Here is a 16,306-nt window from a genome sequence, read left to right on the forward strand (position 1 = left end):
GAGAGAGGGACCAAAGGGCGCTCACCGCTCCGGAAACACCGGCTTGCGCTTGGCCAGGAACGCTGAGCGGCCCTCGATGAAATCCGCCCCCGACACCGAAGCCACGAACGCCGCCCGGGTCGCCGCATCGTCCTCGACCGCGCCGGCCAGGATCGCCCGGATCGTCGCCTTGATCGCCCGCACCGAATGCTGCGAGGCCGCCGCGATCTCAGCCGCCTTGGCCGCCGCTGCGGCCGGAACGTCCTCCTCCACGGCGTCGATCAGCCCAAGCCGCAAAGCCTCCTGCGCCCCCAGCAGCCGCCCGGTGAACAGGATGTCCCTGGCCGCCGAGGCGCCGACGGCGTCGACCAGGCGCTTGGTGTCTTCCAGGCTGTAGGTCAGGCCTAGCTTGGCCGGGGTGATCGCCAGGCGCGCGTCCGACGCGGCGATCCGCAGGTCGCAGGCCAGGGCGACCGCCAGGCCGCCGCCGACGCAGGCGCCTTCGATGGCGGCCAGCACCGGCTTTTCCAGGCCCGCGATCGCTCCGATCCCGGCCGCGATGGCGGCGTTGTAATCGGCGGCGCTTTGCGGCGTCGCATAGACCGTCTCGAACTCGCCGATGTCGGCCCCGGCCGCGAAGCAGCCGCCGCGGCCGGTGACGACCAGCACCTTGGCGTCAGAGGCGGCGAAGGCCGCGCAGGCGTCGGGCAGGGCGCGCCACATGGCCAGGGTGATGGCGTTGCGCTTGGCGGGCCGGTCGAAGGCCAGGGTCGCGACGTCGCCCTCGATGGTCAGGGTCAGCGCCCCGTCGGCGAAAGCGGTCATCGGAAGGCCTCCGGAACGGCGGCTGAAGGCAGGGTCTCGAACAGCCGCGCGGCCAGCGCCTGGGTAGCGCCGTCGGTCATACCGATCACCTGCAGCGACAACGGCAGGCGGTCGGCCTCGCCGGACGGCAGGGCGAAGGCCGGGGCGCCCAGCACGTTGCCGAGGGCCGTCAGGTCGGCCTGGCTGGTCGGGATCGCGCCGCCGAAGGCGAAGGCCTGCTGCGGCGTGGTTGGCGTGAGAAGTCCGGAATAAGGTGCTGTAGCAGAGATGATTTTTCGCCTGACCTCAGTAAGCAGGCGATAGGCCTCGGCCAGCTTGGCGGGCGTCTGCCGCGCGCCCCAGGCCAGCAGCGAACGCAGCTCCGGCGTGAAGCCTTCCGGATCCAGCGCCAGGGCGCGGCGATGCTCGACGCCGCCTTCGACCTCGCTGATCAACAGGCCGGCGCGCCGCAGGGCGCCCAGGTCCAGGTCTTCGATCCGCAGCTTCTCCAGTCGCCAGCCGGCGCGGGCCAGGTGGTCGAGCGTGCTGGTGAAGTTCTCCGCCACGGCCGGTTCCAGCTGGACCAGGCCGTCGAGGTCGAGCACCGCCAGCGGCCGCTCGTCCGGCGCGGTCGTGGCCCCCACGCCGCAGGCCTGGGCGACCAGTGCCGCGTCGGCCGCTGAGCGGGCGTGGACGCCCACATGGTCCAGCGTCCAGGACAGGGCCGTGACCCCGTCGGTGGCGATCGCGCCCAGGGCCGGCTTGTAGCCGACCACGCCGCAATAGGACGACGGCAGGCGCACGCTGCCCATGGTGTCGGTGCCCAGGGCCGCCGCGCACAGTCCCGCCGCCACGGCCGCCGCCGAGCCGCCCGAGGAGCCGCCGGGGGTGAAGCCGGGCCGATGCGGGTTCTCGCAGCGGCCCAGGAAGACGTTGTCGTTGGTGGCGCCCAGCGCGGCCTCGTGCATGTTCAGCGCGCCCAGGATCACCGCCCCGGCCGCCCGAAGCCGGGCCACGCAGGCCGCATCGGCTGGCGCGACGTTGCGGGCGTAGGCCTTGATCCCGGCGCTGTGCGCCAGGCCCTCGACGGCGATGTTGGCCTTCACGGCGATCGGCGCGCCGTCGATCGGCGACAGCGGTTTGCCATCGGCCCAGCGCTGGGCGCTGGCCCGGGCCTCGGCGCGGGCGCCGGCCGCGTCCAGCTCGACCACGGCCTTGATCGCCGGGTTCAGCCGCTCGATCCGCGCCAGATAGGCTTCGGTCACATCGACGGGGCTGACGCCCGCCGCGTAGAGCGCCGGCAGGCCCGCGACGCCAGCCGCGATGATGGGGTCGGAAAAGCCCGCCACCTCAGTAGCGCTCGTCGATCAGGCGGATCGGCTTCTGGCGCACGTCGATCTGGGTCAGGCCGGCCGTGGCGCCCTTCGGGGCCAGCTCGACCTCGACCTCGATGCCGATCTTGCGCTTGAGGATCTCGCCGTAGAAGCTTGCGATATCTCGCCATTCGGCCGTATCGGCCGTGGTCTCGGCGGTCACGGCGAAGCTGTCGCGGCCGGTCGCGTCGCGACGCGCGCGACAGATGAACTCGCCCGCGAAGGCCGGCGCATGCTCCAGCATCGCCCCCACGCCCTGCGGAAAGATGTTGATCCCACGGATCTTGACCATGTTGTCCGAGCGCCCGAGGAACCCCTCGATGCGCTGGAACACCACGTCGATCGACGAGGGCTTGGGGATCGCCCGGGTCACGTCGTGGGTGTTGAAGCGGATCAGCGGATAGAGGTCGTCCTTGAAGAGGCAGGTGATGACCATGTCGCCCAGTTCGCCCGGGGCCACGGCCGCGCCGGTGTCGATGTCGCAGATCTCCAGGTAGTGGGCGTCCTCGTGGACGTAGAGGCCGTCGCGGTCGGGGCCTTCGCCGGCGATCAGGCCGGTGTCGCCGACGCCGTACCAGTCGAAGCACTTGGCGCCGCCCCAGGCCTTCTCCATCGCCGCCCGGTCCTCGCGGCCCAGGTGGGCCGAGATCAGCCGCACGGGGATGTCGCGGCCGGGCTCGATGCCCATCTCCAGCGCGGTGTCGGCCAGCTTCTTCAGATAGTCGCCAAAGCCCACCAGCACGGTGGCCCCGAAGCGCTTCATCACCTCGACCTGCTGGGCCGAGCGGGTCTCGACCCCGGTGCCGGCCGACAGGAAGGTCGCGCTGGTCCAGCGGGTGACGGCCTCGCGCACATAGTGGCCGCCGTTGATCATGCCGTGCCCGTAGACCGAGTGGATCACGTCGTCCGGCCGCAGGCCCTGGAACTGGTAGTTGCGGGCCAGCAGCAGGTTCTGCACCTCGCGGCTCTTGGGGCCGAACAGCAGCACTTGTGGTGATCCGGTGGTGCCCGAGGTGGTGTGCAGCATCACCGGCGGCCGCTGGCCTTCGTGGTAGCCTTCGAAGCCGGCGAAGTCGCCGAACGGGGGCTGGCGCTCCAGCGAGTCCATGATGTCGGACTTGTCGAAGCTGGGCAGGCCCGGCAGGTCGTCCAGCGAGCGGATGTCGCCGGGCTGGACGCCTGCCGCGCCCCACAGACGCTGGTAGAAGGGCGTCTTCCAGGCGCGATCGACGCAGCGCAGGAACAGGCGGTTCTGCCGCCAGCGCAGCTCGTCGCGGCTGGTGGTGGTGGCGAACTGGGTGAAGGCCTCGCCGATCGGGTGGTCGGCGACGAGGGCGGGGTAGTCGAGCGACTGCCAGTAGGTCTGGTGGGACATGAGAACCTTGGGGAGAGAAAGCTAGCCGCCGCTGGCGAGGAGGAAGACCTCGCGGGCGTCGGCCAGGGTGTCGAAGCGGTCGAAGAGGTCGGTCAGCGGGGCGTGGATCGCCTCCATGCCGACGAAGGCCAGGCACGAGCGGGCCTTTTCCAGGTGCTCGTCGCGGCTCATCGGGAAGTCGGGCGAACCGAGCTGGGCGGCGACGTCGAGCACGATCTCGCGGCCGTCCTTCAGCTTGGCGATGGCGCGGGCCGGCACGAAGGCGGCGGGATCGGGATTGCCGTCGCTCGTAACGACGATGCGGGCGGCCAGGGCCAGGACGTCGGGCTCGTTCAGCCGCTGCGGCGTGTAGTCGTCCAAGCCGACGCGGCCGCGGGTCAGCATGACGGCGGCCAGATAGGGCAGGCACAGGCGGGCATAGGCCGTGTCCATCTCCGGCTTGGCGACGCGGCCCACCAGGTGGCGGATCAGCGGCGGCGCCGAATAGGTCAGGCTCTCCAGGTCTTCCGGACCGACGCCGTGCTCGGTCGCCAGCTTGCGCACGGCCACCAGCCCGCCGTGGCAGGCGCGGCCCGTGGGGAAGGGCTTGCAGGAGACCTCGGCGATGCGGCGGCGGCTCGGCAGGTCGGCCAGCACTGGCGCAAGATCGAACCCGGCCTCGAACAGCGGCAGGTAGCCGAACGGACCCTCCAGCCAGTCGCGCGGGCCGGGCAGGCCGGCCTCCGCCACGTCGATCGCCTGCAGGGCCGAGCGGGCGGCGGCGGCGATCTGGACGGGCAGGGCGGGTTTGCCCTCGGTGTGGGCCTGCATGGTGCCGCTGCTGAAGGCCAGGGCGTAGCCCATGGCGTCCATCGCCGTCTCGCGCGGCAGGCGCTTGAGCCGCGCCAGCGCCGCCGTCGCCCCGAACACCCCCGCCGTCGCCGGCCGGAAGAAGCGCAGGGCGGTCGTTGCGGCGACCCCCAGCGCGATGGCGACGTCGACGCCCGCGACCATGGCCGCCAGCACCTCTTCGCCAGAATAGGGACCCGAGCGATCCAATTCTGCGATCAGGGCTGGCGCGATGGTCGGCAGCGGGTGCAGCACGGCCTTCTCGTGGACGGAGTCGTACTCCTGGCCGTGCAGCTGGAAGGCGTTGACGAAGGCGGCCTGGGCCGGCGGCAGCCGCACGCCTGGTCGGCCGAGCACGAGGCCATCGCCTTCACCGCCCCAGCCGCCCGCAGCGGCCAGTATGGCGTTGGAATAGGCCGCGCCGGCCCCGGCCGCGCACACGGCCACGGCGTCGTGCAGCAGTCGGCGGGCGTCGGCCTGGACGGCGTCCGGCAGGGCGTCCCAGCGCAGGGAGAGGGCGTGGTCGACGAGGGCTTCGGCGGCGATCATGTAGCGACGCTAGCAGCGGCGCCGGCCGCCTTCGGACGCGGCGTTCGGGTTTGCGCGCACAGCGGACAACGGCGCGGCTGTCCGCCAGTCGGCCAAACGCGAAATCCCCGTCGCGCGCGGGCGGGACGAGTTCAGCCTTCTGTTCGCGGACTATCGGGGGATCGTCCGCAAGCCAGGAGAGCCGCCATGCTGATGCGTGTTCTGTTGCTGCTGACCAGCGCGTTTCTGCTGATGGAAGCCGGACCGATGCTGCTCGACCAGATGGAACGCGAGCGGACGGAGACCTGACGTCTTCCTCTTCCAACTTGCCCGTCGTCCTGGCGCTCTGGTCGGGACGGCGGGCTTTTGGAAGGGGGAGGCTAGCTCCTTTTGGGAGCGTGGCGGATGCCGAAACCGCTGACACTTTCGGCTGCCACGCTCTAGCGCGCCCGCCACCCCGCCGGACCAGCGCCCAGCGCGGGCGGGACGGGGTCGATCACTGCCGGCTCCTGACTGAACAGGATCGGCGTGCCGACGATTTCGTTGCCGTCGGCGTCGCGCGACAGCATGCCTCGTGCTTCCAGGGCGGGATCCTCGAACGTCTCCTTCAAGGTGCGCACCGGCGCGAAACAGACGTCGCGGCCGTCGAACCAGGCTTCCCATTCGGCCCTTGTCTTGGTGACGAAAGCCTCGCGCAGGAAGGCCCTCAGCGGCTCCTGGCCCGGACCGGGCTGCAGCTCGGCATAGGGCAGCAGGTCCAGGCGCTCCAGGCCCGCCAGCAGATTGCGGGCGAACTTCACCTCCGAGCCGCCCAGGCAGATCCACTGACCGTCGGCGCATTCGTAGAGGCCGTACATGGCGTTGCCGCCCCAGGAGCGTTCGTCCTTGGGAACATGGGCCTGCCCGGTCGCGAAGATCTTGCCGGTGACGTTGGGCGTCCAGGCCAGCACGCTGTCGAACATGGCGACGTCGACATAGTCGCCTCGGCCCGTCTTCTCCCGCCGCAGCAGGGCCATCAGCACGCCCGAGAGCGCGGTCAGCGAGGCCAGGGCGTCGGCGGCCGGCATATTCGGCGGGGTCGGCTTGCCGTCGAAGCCTTCGCTCAACGACACCATGCCGGCCAGGGCCTGCACCGCGATGTCGTGGGCCGGCTTGTCGCGATAGGGGCCGGTCTGGCCGAAGGCTGAGATGGCGACGTAGACGATCCCAGGATTGCGCGCCTTCACCGCCTCGTAGTCGAAGCCCAGGCGCTGGATCACGCCCGGCCGGAACGCCTCGACCACCACGTCGGCCTCGGCGGCCAGGTCGAGCAGCAGGGCGCGGCCTTCGGCGGACTTCAGGTCGACCTGCAGGCTGCGCTTGCCGCGGCTGGTGTTGCGGAACCAGACGCTCGTCCCGTTCTTGCGATAGCCGATCTCGCGGGCCGGATCGCCTTCGCCGGGCGGCTCGATCTTCAGCACATCGGCGCCGTGATCGGCCATCATCAGGGTCAGCATCGGCCCCGGCAGGAAGAACGACAGGTCGAGAACGCGGACGCCTTCCAGCTTCACGAGGCAGCTCCCAGCACTTCGTCGGTGTGTTCGCCCAGTTTCGGCGCGCGGACGCCCGGCATGCGTTCGCCGTCGATCTTCACCGGGCAGGCCAGCATGGCCAAGCCTTCCGCGCGGTCAGGATGGGCGACGACGTCGCGCATGCCGACCTCGGCCACGAACGGGTTGTCCAGCGCGTCCATCATTTCGAGGATCGGCGCGAACGGTACCCTGCCGCCTAGCAGCGCCGTCCATTCGGCCGTCGTGCGGGTTTCGAAAAGCGCGTCCATCGCTTCGCTGAGAGCGGGCAGATTGGCGTGACGGCTCGGAATGTCGATGAACCTCGGATCCGCTTTCAGATGATCCGCGCCGGCGAGATCGCACAGCGCTTCCCAGAACTTGGGCGTCTGGCACATGACCAGGCCCCAGCCGTCGGCCGTCTTCACCGCCTGCGACGGCGCGATCGACGGGTGGGCGCCGCGCGGCAGGCGTTGGACCTTGTAGCCCTGGTTCATCGCCCAGACGGCCGGATAGGACAGCTGGTGCAAAGCCACGTCGAACAGCGAGACGTCGACGTCGCAGCCTTCGCCCGTCGTACGAGCCGACAGCAGGGCGCTGACCACGCCGAAGGCCAGCATGGTCCCGGTCATGAAGTCGACCATCGACACGCCCAGCCGGGCCGGCGGCGCGTCCGGCTCGCCGGTCAGGCTCATCAGCCCGGCCTCGGCCTGCATCAGGTAGTCGTAGCCCGGCCAGCCGGCCCGGCTGTTGCCGCGCCCGTAAGCGGAAAGGTGGCCGCAGACGATGGCGGGATTGACGCCCTTCAGGTCGTCATAGGTCAGCCGCATCTTTCCCGGCTGGTCGCCCCGCAGGTTGTCGACCACCATGTCGGCGGCCGCCACCAGACGCTCGAAGGCCGCGCGGCCCTCGGGGGTCTTGATGTCCACGGCGATGGACTTCTTCGACCGCGAGAAGGTCTGGAAGAACTGGCTGTCGGCCGTTCCCAGAAAGAACGGTCCGGTGGCGCGGCTGACGTCGCCGCCCATGGCGGGGGCCTCGATCTTGACGACCTCGGCGCCCAGCTCGGCCATCAGCTGGGTGGCGTAGGGGCCGGCGCCGTATTGCTCGACGGCCAGCACCTTGATCCCGGCGAGCGGGCGGCGAACGTCTCCCATCAGACCGGGTTCCGGGCCACGAGCTGGCGGGCGATGATGATCCGCTGCATCTCGTTGGTGCCTTCGCCGATGCACATCAGCGGGGCGTCGCGGAACAGGCGCTCGATCGGATATTCCTTCGAATAACCGTAGGCGCCGTGGATGCGCATGGCCTCGGTGGCCACCTCCAGCGCCGTCTCCGAGGCGAAGTACTTGGCCATGCCCGCTTCCATGTCGACGCGCTCGCCGCGGTCGTAGGCCTTGGCGGCGTCTTCGACGAGCAGCTCGGAGGCGCGGGTCTTGGCGCCCATCTCGCCGAGCTTCAGCTGGATGGCTTGGTGCTGGGCGATCGGCTTGCCCATGGTCTTGCGCAGCTGGGCGTACTTGACGCTTTCCATCAGGGCGCGCTTGGCGATGCCGACCGAGCGGGCCGCGACGTTGATGCGGCCGATCTCCAGGCCGCCGGTGGCCATGACGAAGCCCTGGCCTTCCTCGCCGCCCACCAGGCACAGCTCGGCGTCGCAGCGATAGTCCTCGAAGATGAACTCGCCGCTGTCGATGCCCTTGTAGCCCAGCTTCTCCAGCTTGCGGCCGTTGGTGACGCCGGCGATGGGCGCGCGGGTTTCTGGATCGATCTTCGGGGTGATGAGCATGCTCATCCCCTTGTGGCGCGGCTGGGCTTCCGGATCGGTCTTCACCAGCAGGGCCGAGACGTGGCCCTCGATGGCGTTGGTGATCCAGGTCTTGGTCCCGTTGACCACGTAGTCGCCGCCGTCGCGCCTGGCGACCGTGCGGATGCCCTGCAGGTCGGTGCCTGCGTCCGGCTCGGTGAGGCCCAGGCAGCCGCGCATCTCGCCGCTGGCGAAGCGGGGCAGCCAGAAGTCCTTCTGCTTCTGGGTCCCGAACTTCTGGACGACCATGGCCATCATCAGGTGCGAGTTGAAGACGCCCGTCAGGCTCATCCACTCGGCGCTGATCTTGGTGACGATCCGCGAATAGGTCAGGGCCGACAGCCCCAGGCCGCCGTATTCCGGGTCGATCAGGGCCCCGAACAGACCCAGTTCCTTCATGTCCTCGACCAGGGCATGGGGATACTCGTCGTCGTGCTCGAGCTGCATCGCCACGGGGGCGACCTTCTTCTCCAGCCACTTGTCGATGGCGTCGAGGATGGCGCGTTCGTCGGCTTCCGAGATCTCGCTCATCCTAGTAGTTCCCGACCTTGTCCTCGACGGCGTGGCCGCGCGCCGGGATCAGCATGTTGCGCTTGAAGGTGCAGACGACCGTGCCGTCCTGGTTGATGCCCGTGGTCAGGATCGTGACGATGCCCTGGCCGGGACGCGACTTGCTCTCGCGCTTGGCCAGCACCTGGCTCTCGCCATAGATCGTGTCGCCGGCGAACACCGGGGCGCTGAACTTCACCTCGTCCATGCCGAGGTTGGCGATCGCCTTCTGCGAGACGTCGGTCACGCTCATGCCGATCAGCAGGGCCAGGGTGTAGGGGCTGACCACCAGGTTCTTCTTGAACTCCGAGGCCTTGGCGAACTCGGCGTCGAAGTGCATCGGGTGGGTGTTCAGCGTCAGCAGGGTGAAGAGGTGGTTGTCGTACTCGGTCACCGTCTTTCCGGGGCGGTGCTCGTAGACGTCGCCGACGATGAAGTCCTCGAAATAGCGGCCGAAGGTCTCGCGGTAGCGCTGCGGACCGACCTCTTTCCAGTTCTGGACCAAGGTTGTTCTCCTGGAGGTTAGGCGCGGTCGAGCACGCGCCGGGCGGCGCGGATGACCGGCAGTTCGATCAGCTTGCCGTCCAGCAGGGCGGCGGCCCCGCCGGCGGCGTCGAAGGCCTCGACCACGCGCCGGGCGCGCTCGATCTCGGCGGGCGAGGGGGTGTAGGCGGCGTTCACCGCGGCCACCTGGGCCGGGTGGATGCAGGACCGGCCGGTGAAGCCCAGGGCCTTGGCCCGCAGGGTCGAAGCCGTCAGGTCGTCGGGATCGGAAAGGTTCAGGTGCGGCACGTCCAGCGAGGCGACGCCGGCGCGGGCGCAGGCGGCGATCAGCGTGCCGCGCCCCAGCAGCAGGGCGTCCCAGTCCATGGTCGAGCCCAGGTCGGCCGACAGGTCCGCCCCGCCGAACAGGGCGCCGGCCACGCCCGGCGCGGCGCAGATCTCGAAGGCGCGACGAAGGCCCTCGGCGGACTCGACGACCGGCCAGAGCGCCAGGCCTGGCAGGATCTCGCCGGCGGTCAGCAGGTCTTCGGGCGCTGCGACCTTGGGGATCATCAGGAAGTCGGGACGGGCGCCGCTCTCGGCCAGGGCGACGAGGTCCTTCAGGCCCTCCAGCGTGCGCACCCCGTTGATCCGCAGGCCGACCACAGCGGTGCGCGACTGGCTGAGGAAGGCGAGGGCGGCTTGTCGGGCTTCCACCTTGCCGGCCGGCGGCACGGCGTCTTCCAGGTCGATGCAGACCGCGTCGGCGCCGGCGTCCAGCGCCTTGCCGAAGCGGTCCGGACGCGTGCCGGGCACGAAGAGCAGCGAGCGATAGGTCATGATCGGCAAAGCCGCCCGTGTCGTTGAAATGTCAGGACAATCGCCCTGGCCGTCAATCGCCGATCGGGACCCCTTGCGCGAACGCCTCGGCGATCTTTCTCCGACAGGCGATCCAAACGCCGTCCTGGGCGCGGACGTGTTCGAGGAACTTGCGGAAGGTGCCGATGCGGCCCGGACGGCCGATGATCCGCAGGTGCAGCCCGAGACTCATCATCCGCGCCCCGACCTCCTGGCTCTCGGCATGCAGTTCGTCGAAGGTGGCCACGGCGTAGTCCAGCCAGTCCTTGGCGGTCAGCGACGGGGCCAGCCAGAACTTCATGTCGTTGGAGTCCATGGCGTAGGGCAGGATGACCATCGGCTTGCTCTGGCCGTCCGAGGTCTCGACCCGATCCCAGAACGGGAAGTCGTCGGAATAGTCGTCCATGTGATAGCTGAACCCGGCCTCGGCCAGCAGCCGGCGGGTGTGGTCGGTGTGCAGGTAGCGCGACAGCCAGCCGGAAGGGCGCGCGCCGATCGTCTGTTCGATCGAGTCGGCGGCTTTGGTGATGAACTCGCGCTCCTTGGCCTCGTCCATCCAGAACTGGTGGGTCCAGCGATAGCCGTGGGCGGCGACCTCGTCGCCGCGAGCGCGGATGGCGGCGGCCAGGTCAGGCGCGCGTTCCAGGGCCAGGGCGGCGGCCGTCCAGGTCGCTTCGATGCCGTGCTGGTCGAGGATCCGCAGGATGCGCGGCGCGCCTGCCTTGACGCCGTAGAGGTAGTTGCTCTCGCTGCCGTGCATGCGCATCGGCTTCTTGGGGACCGCGCCCAGCTCGTCGACCGGCTCGGGACCCTTGTCGCCGTCGCGGATGTTGTGCTCGGCGCCTTCCTCGACATTGACGACGATCGACAGGGCGAGGCGAGAGCCGTCCGGCCAGCGGAAGTTTGCGGGTGCGGGCATGGGGGCTTTCTCCAAGAGGCGAACAGTCTGAGCGCGGCGCTCGCGCCCATCGGGGCGGCGATCCAGCATGCGGCTTCAATCTTCACGGCGGCGCAGGTGCCGCAACGGAGGGAGCGCCCGATGGCCGTCACGCGGATTGTCGCCCTGTTCAACCTGAAGCCCGGCGTCTCGGCCGCCGACTACGAGGCCTGGGCCAAGGAGCGCGACCTGCCCGCCGTCAACGGCCTGGCCTCGATCGACAAGTTCGAGGTCTTCCGCTCGGCCGCCCTGCTCGGGACCGAGGCCCCGCCGCCCTACCAATATGTCGAGATCATCGACGTCGCCGACATGGACGCCTTCGGGGCCGAAGTGGCGAGCGCGACGATGCAGGCGATCGCCGCCGAATTCCAGGCCCTGGCCGACCCGATCTTCATCGTCACCGACAAGGTGGGCTGAGTATGACGGGACGTTTCGCGGGCAAGACGGCGGTCGTCACCGGGTCCGGTCGGCGCGGAGGCCTGGGGGAGGCCATCGCACGACGCCTGGCGCAGGAGGGAGCGGCGGTTGTCGTTTCCGATCTTGGTCGCCCCGTCGATCCTTCCACGCCAGCCGGGATGATCGGCGGGACCGAGGAGATGGAGGCGATCGCCGCCGATCTGCGCCAGTACGGCGGGTCGGCCAGCACCCAGCCCTGCGACGTGCGTCGCTGGGAGGAGGTCCGGGCGCTGGCCGACCATGCCAAGGAGACCCACGGCTCGCTCGACATCTGGGTCAACAACGCCGGCATCGGCTACATCATGAAGCCGCTGATGGACGTGCGTCCCGAAGACTGGTCGGCCGTCATCGACGTCAACCTGACCGGCGCCTTCTTCGGGCTGAAGGCCGCCGCGGAAGTGATGATCGGCCAGGGCAAGGGCGGGCGCATCGTCAACATCGCCAGCCAGGCGGCCAAGTCGGGCTTCCCGCACGCCCAGGCCTACACCGCCTCCAAGCACGGCCTCGTGGGCCTGACCCGCTCGGCGGCCATCGAGCTGGGCGCTCACCAGATCACCGTCAACAACGTCTGCCCCAACCACGTGACCACCGGTCTGGGCGCCTGGCAGAACGAATACTTCGCCAAGGTCACCGGCGCGGCCTCGGTCGAGGCCTATCTCGCCGCCATGGCCGCCCGCATCCCTCTGGGCCGTCCCGGCAAGGCCGAAGACACCGCCGACGCGGTGGCCTTCCTGTGCTCCGACGACGCCAAGTACATCACCGCCGAGAGCCTGAACGTCTCGGGCGGAGAAGAGCCGCACTAACGAGATCCTCCCCCTGAAGGGGGGAGGTGGCCCGAAGGGCCGGAGGGGGAAGTCCCCGCTGAATTCAGTGAAGCCGCCGGCGGGAGCAATCACATCCCCCTCCGTCGGCTTCGCGACACCTCCCCCTTCAGGGGGAGGGTCCTTGAGCCGGCTCTACAGCTTCACCGTCACCTTGCCCATCGACTTGCCGGAGTTCAGCCAGTCCACCGCGTCGTAGATCGCGCCGACGCCTTCAAAGGCCGTGTCGTCGGCCACGGCCTTCAGCTTGCCGGCCGCCTTCAGCGCGGCGAGGTCAGCCCGCGCCGCCGGCCAGTGCTCGGTCAGCAGGCCGTTCATGAAGCCGCGGATCGAGGCGGCCTTGTAGTAGAGCTTGTGGGCGATGCGCGGGGCGCTGACGATCTCGGCGCCGCCGTCCATGTCCTGCGCCACGCCGGCCACCACCAGGCGACCGTGGCGGGCCAGGTTGTCGGCGAAGGCGTCGAAGATCTCGCCGCCGACCGTGTCGATGGCGACGTCCAGGGCTTCGGGGAAGTCGCGGGCCAGGGCGGCTGCGACCGGTTCGGCGCGGTAGTCGATCACCGCGTCGGCGCCCAGGCTCCTAACGAAGTCGGCCTTCCTCGGCCCGCCGCAGACGGCGATCACCTTGCAGCCGTGGGCCTTGGCGATCTGCACCAGGATATGGCCCAGCCCCCCGGCCGCCGCCGAGATCGCCACGGTCTCGCCGGGCCTGGCCTGGCCGATCTGGTGGAAGGCGACATGGGCCGAGACGCCGGTCGAGGCCAGGATCAGCGAGTCCTGGTCGGCCGCCGGGACCTTCACGAAAGTGCTGGCCGCCGCGATGTTCATCTCGCGATAGCCGCCGCCGAAGCGCACGCTGGCCACCGCGTCGCCGACCGCCAGGTCCGTGACGCCGTCGCCTACGGCTTCCACGATCCCCACCGCCTCGACGCCCATGGGCATCGGCGGGGAGACCTTGACGTAGCTGACGGCGTTGCGGGCGATCTGCACGTCGAACAGGCCGTTGATCCCGCACCAGGCGTTGCGCACCGCCACCTCGCCGGGGCCGGGCGCGCGCGACGGGATCTCCACCACGTCGGCGGCCTCGCGCAGGGTGCGGGCGAAGCGGCGCAGTTCGAGGGCGCGGTAGGTGCTCATGGTCTGGCTCCGAGGCCGAGGACGCCAGGATTGACCAGGCCCTGCGGATCGAGCGCGGTCTTCACCGCCTCCAGCAGCGCCCGGGAGGCCTCGTCGAGGCTGTCGGCATAGGGATAGACGCGGCCGATCTGCAGGTGGCCGGCGCCTTCGGCCTGGAAGATCGCCATCACCCGGGCGCGGGCCTGGCTGACTACGGCGAAGGCCGCCGGGTCGTGCGGCAGGGCCGGCAGCTTGGCCAGCAGGTGCGGCTCGATCGTCGCCTCGTGCAGGGCGTGGCGGGCGCCGGGCCAGTAGAAGGTCGGCTCGATGACGAAGGCGTTGGTCGACAGCGCCGTGAACATGAAGGCCGTGTCGATGCCGTGCTCGGCGAAGGCGGGCGCCATCTCGGCATAGACCGCCTCGATCGCCGCGTGGATCGCGACGGCGCGCGACAACGGCGCGACGCATTGCAGCGTCGCCCACCGCTCGCCGCCGGGGCCGAGGATCGAATTGGCCGCCGGGAAGGGCTGGGCGCGGATGATGCGGGGGATGCTGTTCTCGATCTCGCGGCCATCGAAGCGCCTGGCGATGGCCTTGGCCTCGGCGAGATCCACCTCGACGCCGGCCTTGCTGCGGCCCTCGCAGATCACGTGCAGCGGATAGTCGTCGGCCCTGACGAAGTCCCGACCGGCCAGGGCCACCTTGGCGGCGGCGACCGCGCCCTTGATCAGCGAGCCCTGCTTGGCGGCGACATCCTTCAGCACCTTTACGTCGCTCAGCAGCGAGGAGCGGCGCAGGCGCACCTTGGTGAGGTTCGGATCGAAGCCGCAGAGTTCGCTGGCGATCCCGGCCCGGGTCATCTCGGCCATCGCCTCGATGATCGAGGCGGCGTTAGTGAAGGCGAAGGAGGCGTAGGCCTCGTGCGCCGGTCGGCGGATCAGCCGCAGCGTTACCTCGGCCTTGATGCCCAGAGCCCCGCAGTCGCCGCCGAACAGCCCCGTCAGGTCCGGTCCGTAGAACCGCCAGAACGGATGCTCGCCGTCCTTGCCGCGCGCGCCGGTGCGCAGGATGCGGCCCTCGCCCGTCACCACGGTCAGGGCCACGACGCTCTCGCTGGTCGTGCCGTAATGGCCGGCGCCGAAGAAGGCGTTCTGCTGCGACAGGCCGCCGCCGATGGTCGAGGTCAGGCCCGACATCGGCCCCCAGAACGGGGCGCGCAGGCCCAGCGGCGCCAGGGCGTCGTCCAGGGTCTTCCAGGTGCAGCCGGCCTGGACGGTGGCGACCATGTCGGCCGCGTCGATGCGCACGATCTGGTCGAGCCTGGAGAGATCCAGGCTCAGCGTGCCGGCGCGGGCGGGGATGTAGCCCTTGGTGTAGCTCATGCCGCCGCCGCGCGGGGCCAGGGCCAGGCCCTCGTGCGCGGCCAGGGCGGCGACGGCGGCCAACTGCTCCACGCTGGTCGGCGCGACCACGGCCAGCACCGTCTCGTCGGCGATGGCGAAGATGTCCTGGCTGTAGAGGACGCGGGCGGCCTCGTCGTCTCGGACGCCGGTTTCGCCGACGATCTCCCGCAGGGCGGCGAGCGCGGAAGTTCGGCTGGCGGATGGATCGGATTCGGCGGCGGCCACGGGCAGGTCCGGAAAGCTAGGGTCGCCCCATCGATAGTCCCAACCGCGGGGCGGCCGGGCAGGGGGCGCAGGCTCTCTCCGACAGGCGGCGCCCGCCGGAGCGAAAGCCGACCATGAGCAAGACCCTGGAAGTCGTCCTCAAGCGCACCATCGAGGACGTGCCCGTCGCCGCCGATTTCGAGGTGATCGAGCGCGCCGCGCCCACCGAGGCCCCGGCCGGCCAGCTGCTGGTGCGGGTGCTCTATCTGTCGCTCGACCCCTATCTCGGCTCGCGCTTCCGCGGGCGGCACATGGGCGAGCCGCGCCCCGCGCCGGGCGAGACCCTGCCGGGCTCGTCGGTCGCGCAGGTCATCGCCTCGGGCCATCCGGACTTCGCGCCGGGCGACCACGTGGTCGGCGACGCCGGCTGGGCGCAGGTCGGCCTGATGGACGCCAAGTTCGCCCGCAAGGTCGACGCCTCGCTGGGCGTCTCCAACCATCTGGGCGTGCTGGGCATGCCGGGCCTGACCGCCTGGGCCGGCGTCACCCAGCTGGCCAGGGTCGGCGCGGGCGACGTCTTCACGGTCGATGCGGCCGCCGGCAGCGTCGGCGGCACGGCCGGCCAGATCGCCAGGATCCTCGGCGCCAAGGCCGTCGGCATCGCCGGCGGGGCCGACAAGGTCGCCCAGGTGGTCGAGCGCTACGGCTTCGACGGCGCGGTCGACTATCGCAACGAGGGCTGGGTCGACGAGCTGAAGGCCCTGACCGACGGCGGCCCCACCGTTCACTTCGAGAACGTCGGCCTGCCGATCCTCAATCCGGTGTTCGGCCTGCTGAAGACCTACGGCCGTGTGGTGATCTGCGGCCTGTCGGCCCACTACCACGCCGACGGCCCGCCGCCGCAGTTCGGCCTGGGCCCCATCGTCGGCAAGCGCGCCGCCGTCATGGGCCTGGTGGTCTACGACTTCTATCCGCGCTGGAACGAGTGGGTGAAGACCGCCGAGCCCTGGCTCAAGGAAGGCCGCCTGGTTCAGGTCGAGGACCTGGGCGAAGGCATCGAGTCGGCCCCGGCCCAGTTCGAACGCCTGATGAAGGGCGCCAACGCCGGCAAGACGCTGGTGAAGGTGGGCTGAGGCTCTCCCTAAAAACCGCTCGTCATCCCGGAAGCCGCGCAGCGGCTATCCGGCGACTGTGTTGGGTCAAGCGGGCTTTTGCCAGGGTTGTCCGGATTTGAGCAT

15 protein-coding genes are annotated in these 16,306 nt (G+C 70.1%); 3 read left to right on the plus strand and 12 right to left on the minus strand.

Translation table 11 applies throughout. The features are described from left to right. Positions 1-21: 21 nt before the first annotated feature. The 10 genes from DMC18_RS11700 to DMC18_RS11745 all read right to left on the minus strand — a co-directional run bounded on the left by DMC18_RS11700 (position 22) and on the right by DMC18_RS11745 (position 11,050). Positions 22-804 carry an enoyl-CoA hydratase/isomerase family protein gene (locus DMC18_RS11700; RefSeq protein WP_110120232.1) on the minus strand — a complete coding sequence of 261 codons (783 nt, stop codon included), beginning with the start codon at positions 802-804 and terminating at the stop codon, positions 22-24. Next, positions 801-2,132 (minus strand): amidase, encoded by a 1,332-nt coding sequence (locus DMC18_RS11705; RefSeq protein WP_110132949.1) that lies wholly within the window; start codon positions 2,130-2,132, stop codon positions 801-803. The genes DMC18_RS11700 and DMC18_RS11705 overlap by 4 nt, the downstream gene beginning before the upstream one ends. Position 2,133: 1 nt before the next feature. After that, positions 2,134-3,531, minus strand: coding sequence for a phenylacetate--CoA ligase family protein (locus DMC18_RS11710; protein WP_110120234.1), 1,398 nt, complete (start codon positions 3,529-3,531; stop codon positions 2,134-2,136). A 21-nt stretch (positions 3,532-3,552) separates the two neighbouring features. Next, positions 3,553-4,908 (minus strand): MmgE/PrpD family protein, encoded by a 1,356-nt coding sequence (locus DMC18_RS11715; protein ID WP_110120235.1) that lies wholly within the window; start codon positions 4,906-4,908, stop codon positions 3,553-3,555. Between the two features lie 419 nt (positions 4,909-5,327). Next, on the minus strand, positions 5,328-6,437 hold the full coding sequence (locus tag DMC18_RS11720; protein WP_110120236.1) for a CaiB/BaiF CoA-transferase family protein: 1,110 nt from the start codon (positions 6,435-6,437) through the stop codon (positions 5,328-5,330). Then, positions 6,434-7,591: a CaiB/BaiF CoA-transferase family protein gene (locus tag DMC18_RS11725; protein WP_110120237.1), complete on the minus strand. Its 1,158-nt coding sequence runs from the start codon at positions 7,589-7,591 to the stop codon at positions 6,434-6,436. The genes DMC18_RS11720 and DMC18_RS11725 overlap by 4 nt, the downstream gene beginning before the upstream one ends. Then, on the minus strand, positions 7,591-8,772 hold the full coding sequence (locus DMC18_RS11730) for an acyl-CoA dehydrogenase family protein (RefSeq protein ID WP_110120238.1): 1,182 nt from the start codon (positions 8,770-8,772) through the stop codon (positions 7,591-7,593). Before DMC18_RS11730 ends, DMC18_RS11725 begins: the two co-directional genes overlap by 1 nt. A 1-nt stretch (position 8,773) precedes the next feature. Beyond that, positions 8,774-9,295, minus strand: coding sequence for a MaoC family dehydratase (locus DMC18_RS11735; protein ID WP_110120239.1), 522 nt, complete (start codon positions 9,293-9,295; stop codon positions 8,774-8,776). Positions 9,296-9,312: 17 nt separating this feature from the next. Next, the gene (locus DMC18_RS11740) at positions 9,313-10,113 is read right to left on the minus strand and encodes a CoA ester lyase (protein WP_110120246.1); all 801 of its coding nucleotides are present in this window, start codon (positions 10,111-10,113) and stop codon (positions 9,313-9,315) included. A gap of 52 nt (positions 10,114-10,165) precedes the next feature. Next, a complete protein-coding gene (locus DMC18_RS11745) occupies positions 10,166-11,050 on the minus strand; it encodes a polysaccharide deacetylase family protein (RefSeq protein WP_110120240.1) in 885 nt (294 codons plus the stop codon). 120 nt (positions 11,051-11,170) lie between these two features. Here DMC18_RS11745 and DMC18_RS11750 point away from each other — a divergent pair, with 120 nt between their 5' ends. Both DMC18_RS11750 and DMC18_RS11755 read left to right on the plus strand, forming a co-directional pair. Further along, entirely contained in the window at positions 11,171-11,485 is a 315-nt protein-coding gene (locus tag DMC18_RS11750; protein ID WP_110120241.1) for an REDY-like protein HapK, read from the plus strand. A gap of 2 nt (positions 11,486-11,487) precedes the next feature. After that, positions 11,488-12,327, plus strand: a complete 840-nt coding sequence (locus DMC18_RS11755) for an SDR family NAD(P)-dependent oxidoreductase (RefSeq protein ID WP_110120242.1) — start codon at positions 11,488-11,490, stop codon at positions 12,325-12,327. Positions 12,328-12,480: 153 nt separating this feature from the next. Here DMC18_RS11755 and DMC18_RS11760 read toward each other — a convergent pair whose 3' ends face one another. After that, a complete protein-coding gene (locus DMC18_RS11760) occupies positions 12,481-13,482 on the minus strand; it encodes a zinc-binding dehydrogenase (RefSeq protein ID WP_110120243.1) in 1,002 nt (333 codons plus the stop codon). After that, a complete protein-coding gene (locus DMC18_RS11765; protein ID WP_199228474.1) occupies positions 13,479-15,089 on the minus strand; it encodes an FAD-binding oxidoreductase in 1,611 nt (536 codons plus the stop codon). Before DMC18_RS11765 ends, DMC18_RS11760 begins: the two co-directional genes overlap by 4 nt. Positions 15,090-15,202: 113 nt before the next feature. Between DMC18_RS11765 and DMC18_RS11770 the strand changes: the two genes are divergently transcribed. Further along, entirely contained in the window at positions 15,203-16,201 is a 999-nt protein-coding gene (locus DMC18_RS11770) for an NADP-dependent oxidoreductase (protein ID WP_110120245.1), read from the plus strand. Positions 16,202-16,306 lie beyond the last annotated feature (105 nt).

The organism is Caulobacter sp. D5 (genome assembly GCF_003185805.1).
Classification (GTDB): domain Bacteria; phylum Pseudomonadota; class Alphaproteobacteria; order Caulobacterales; family Caulobacteraceae; genus Caulobacter.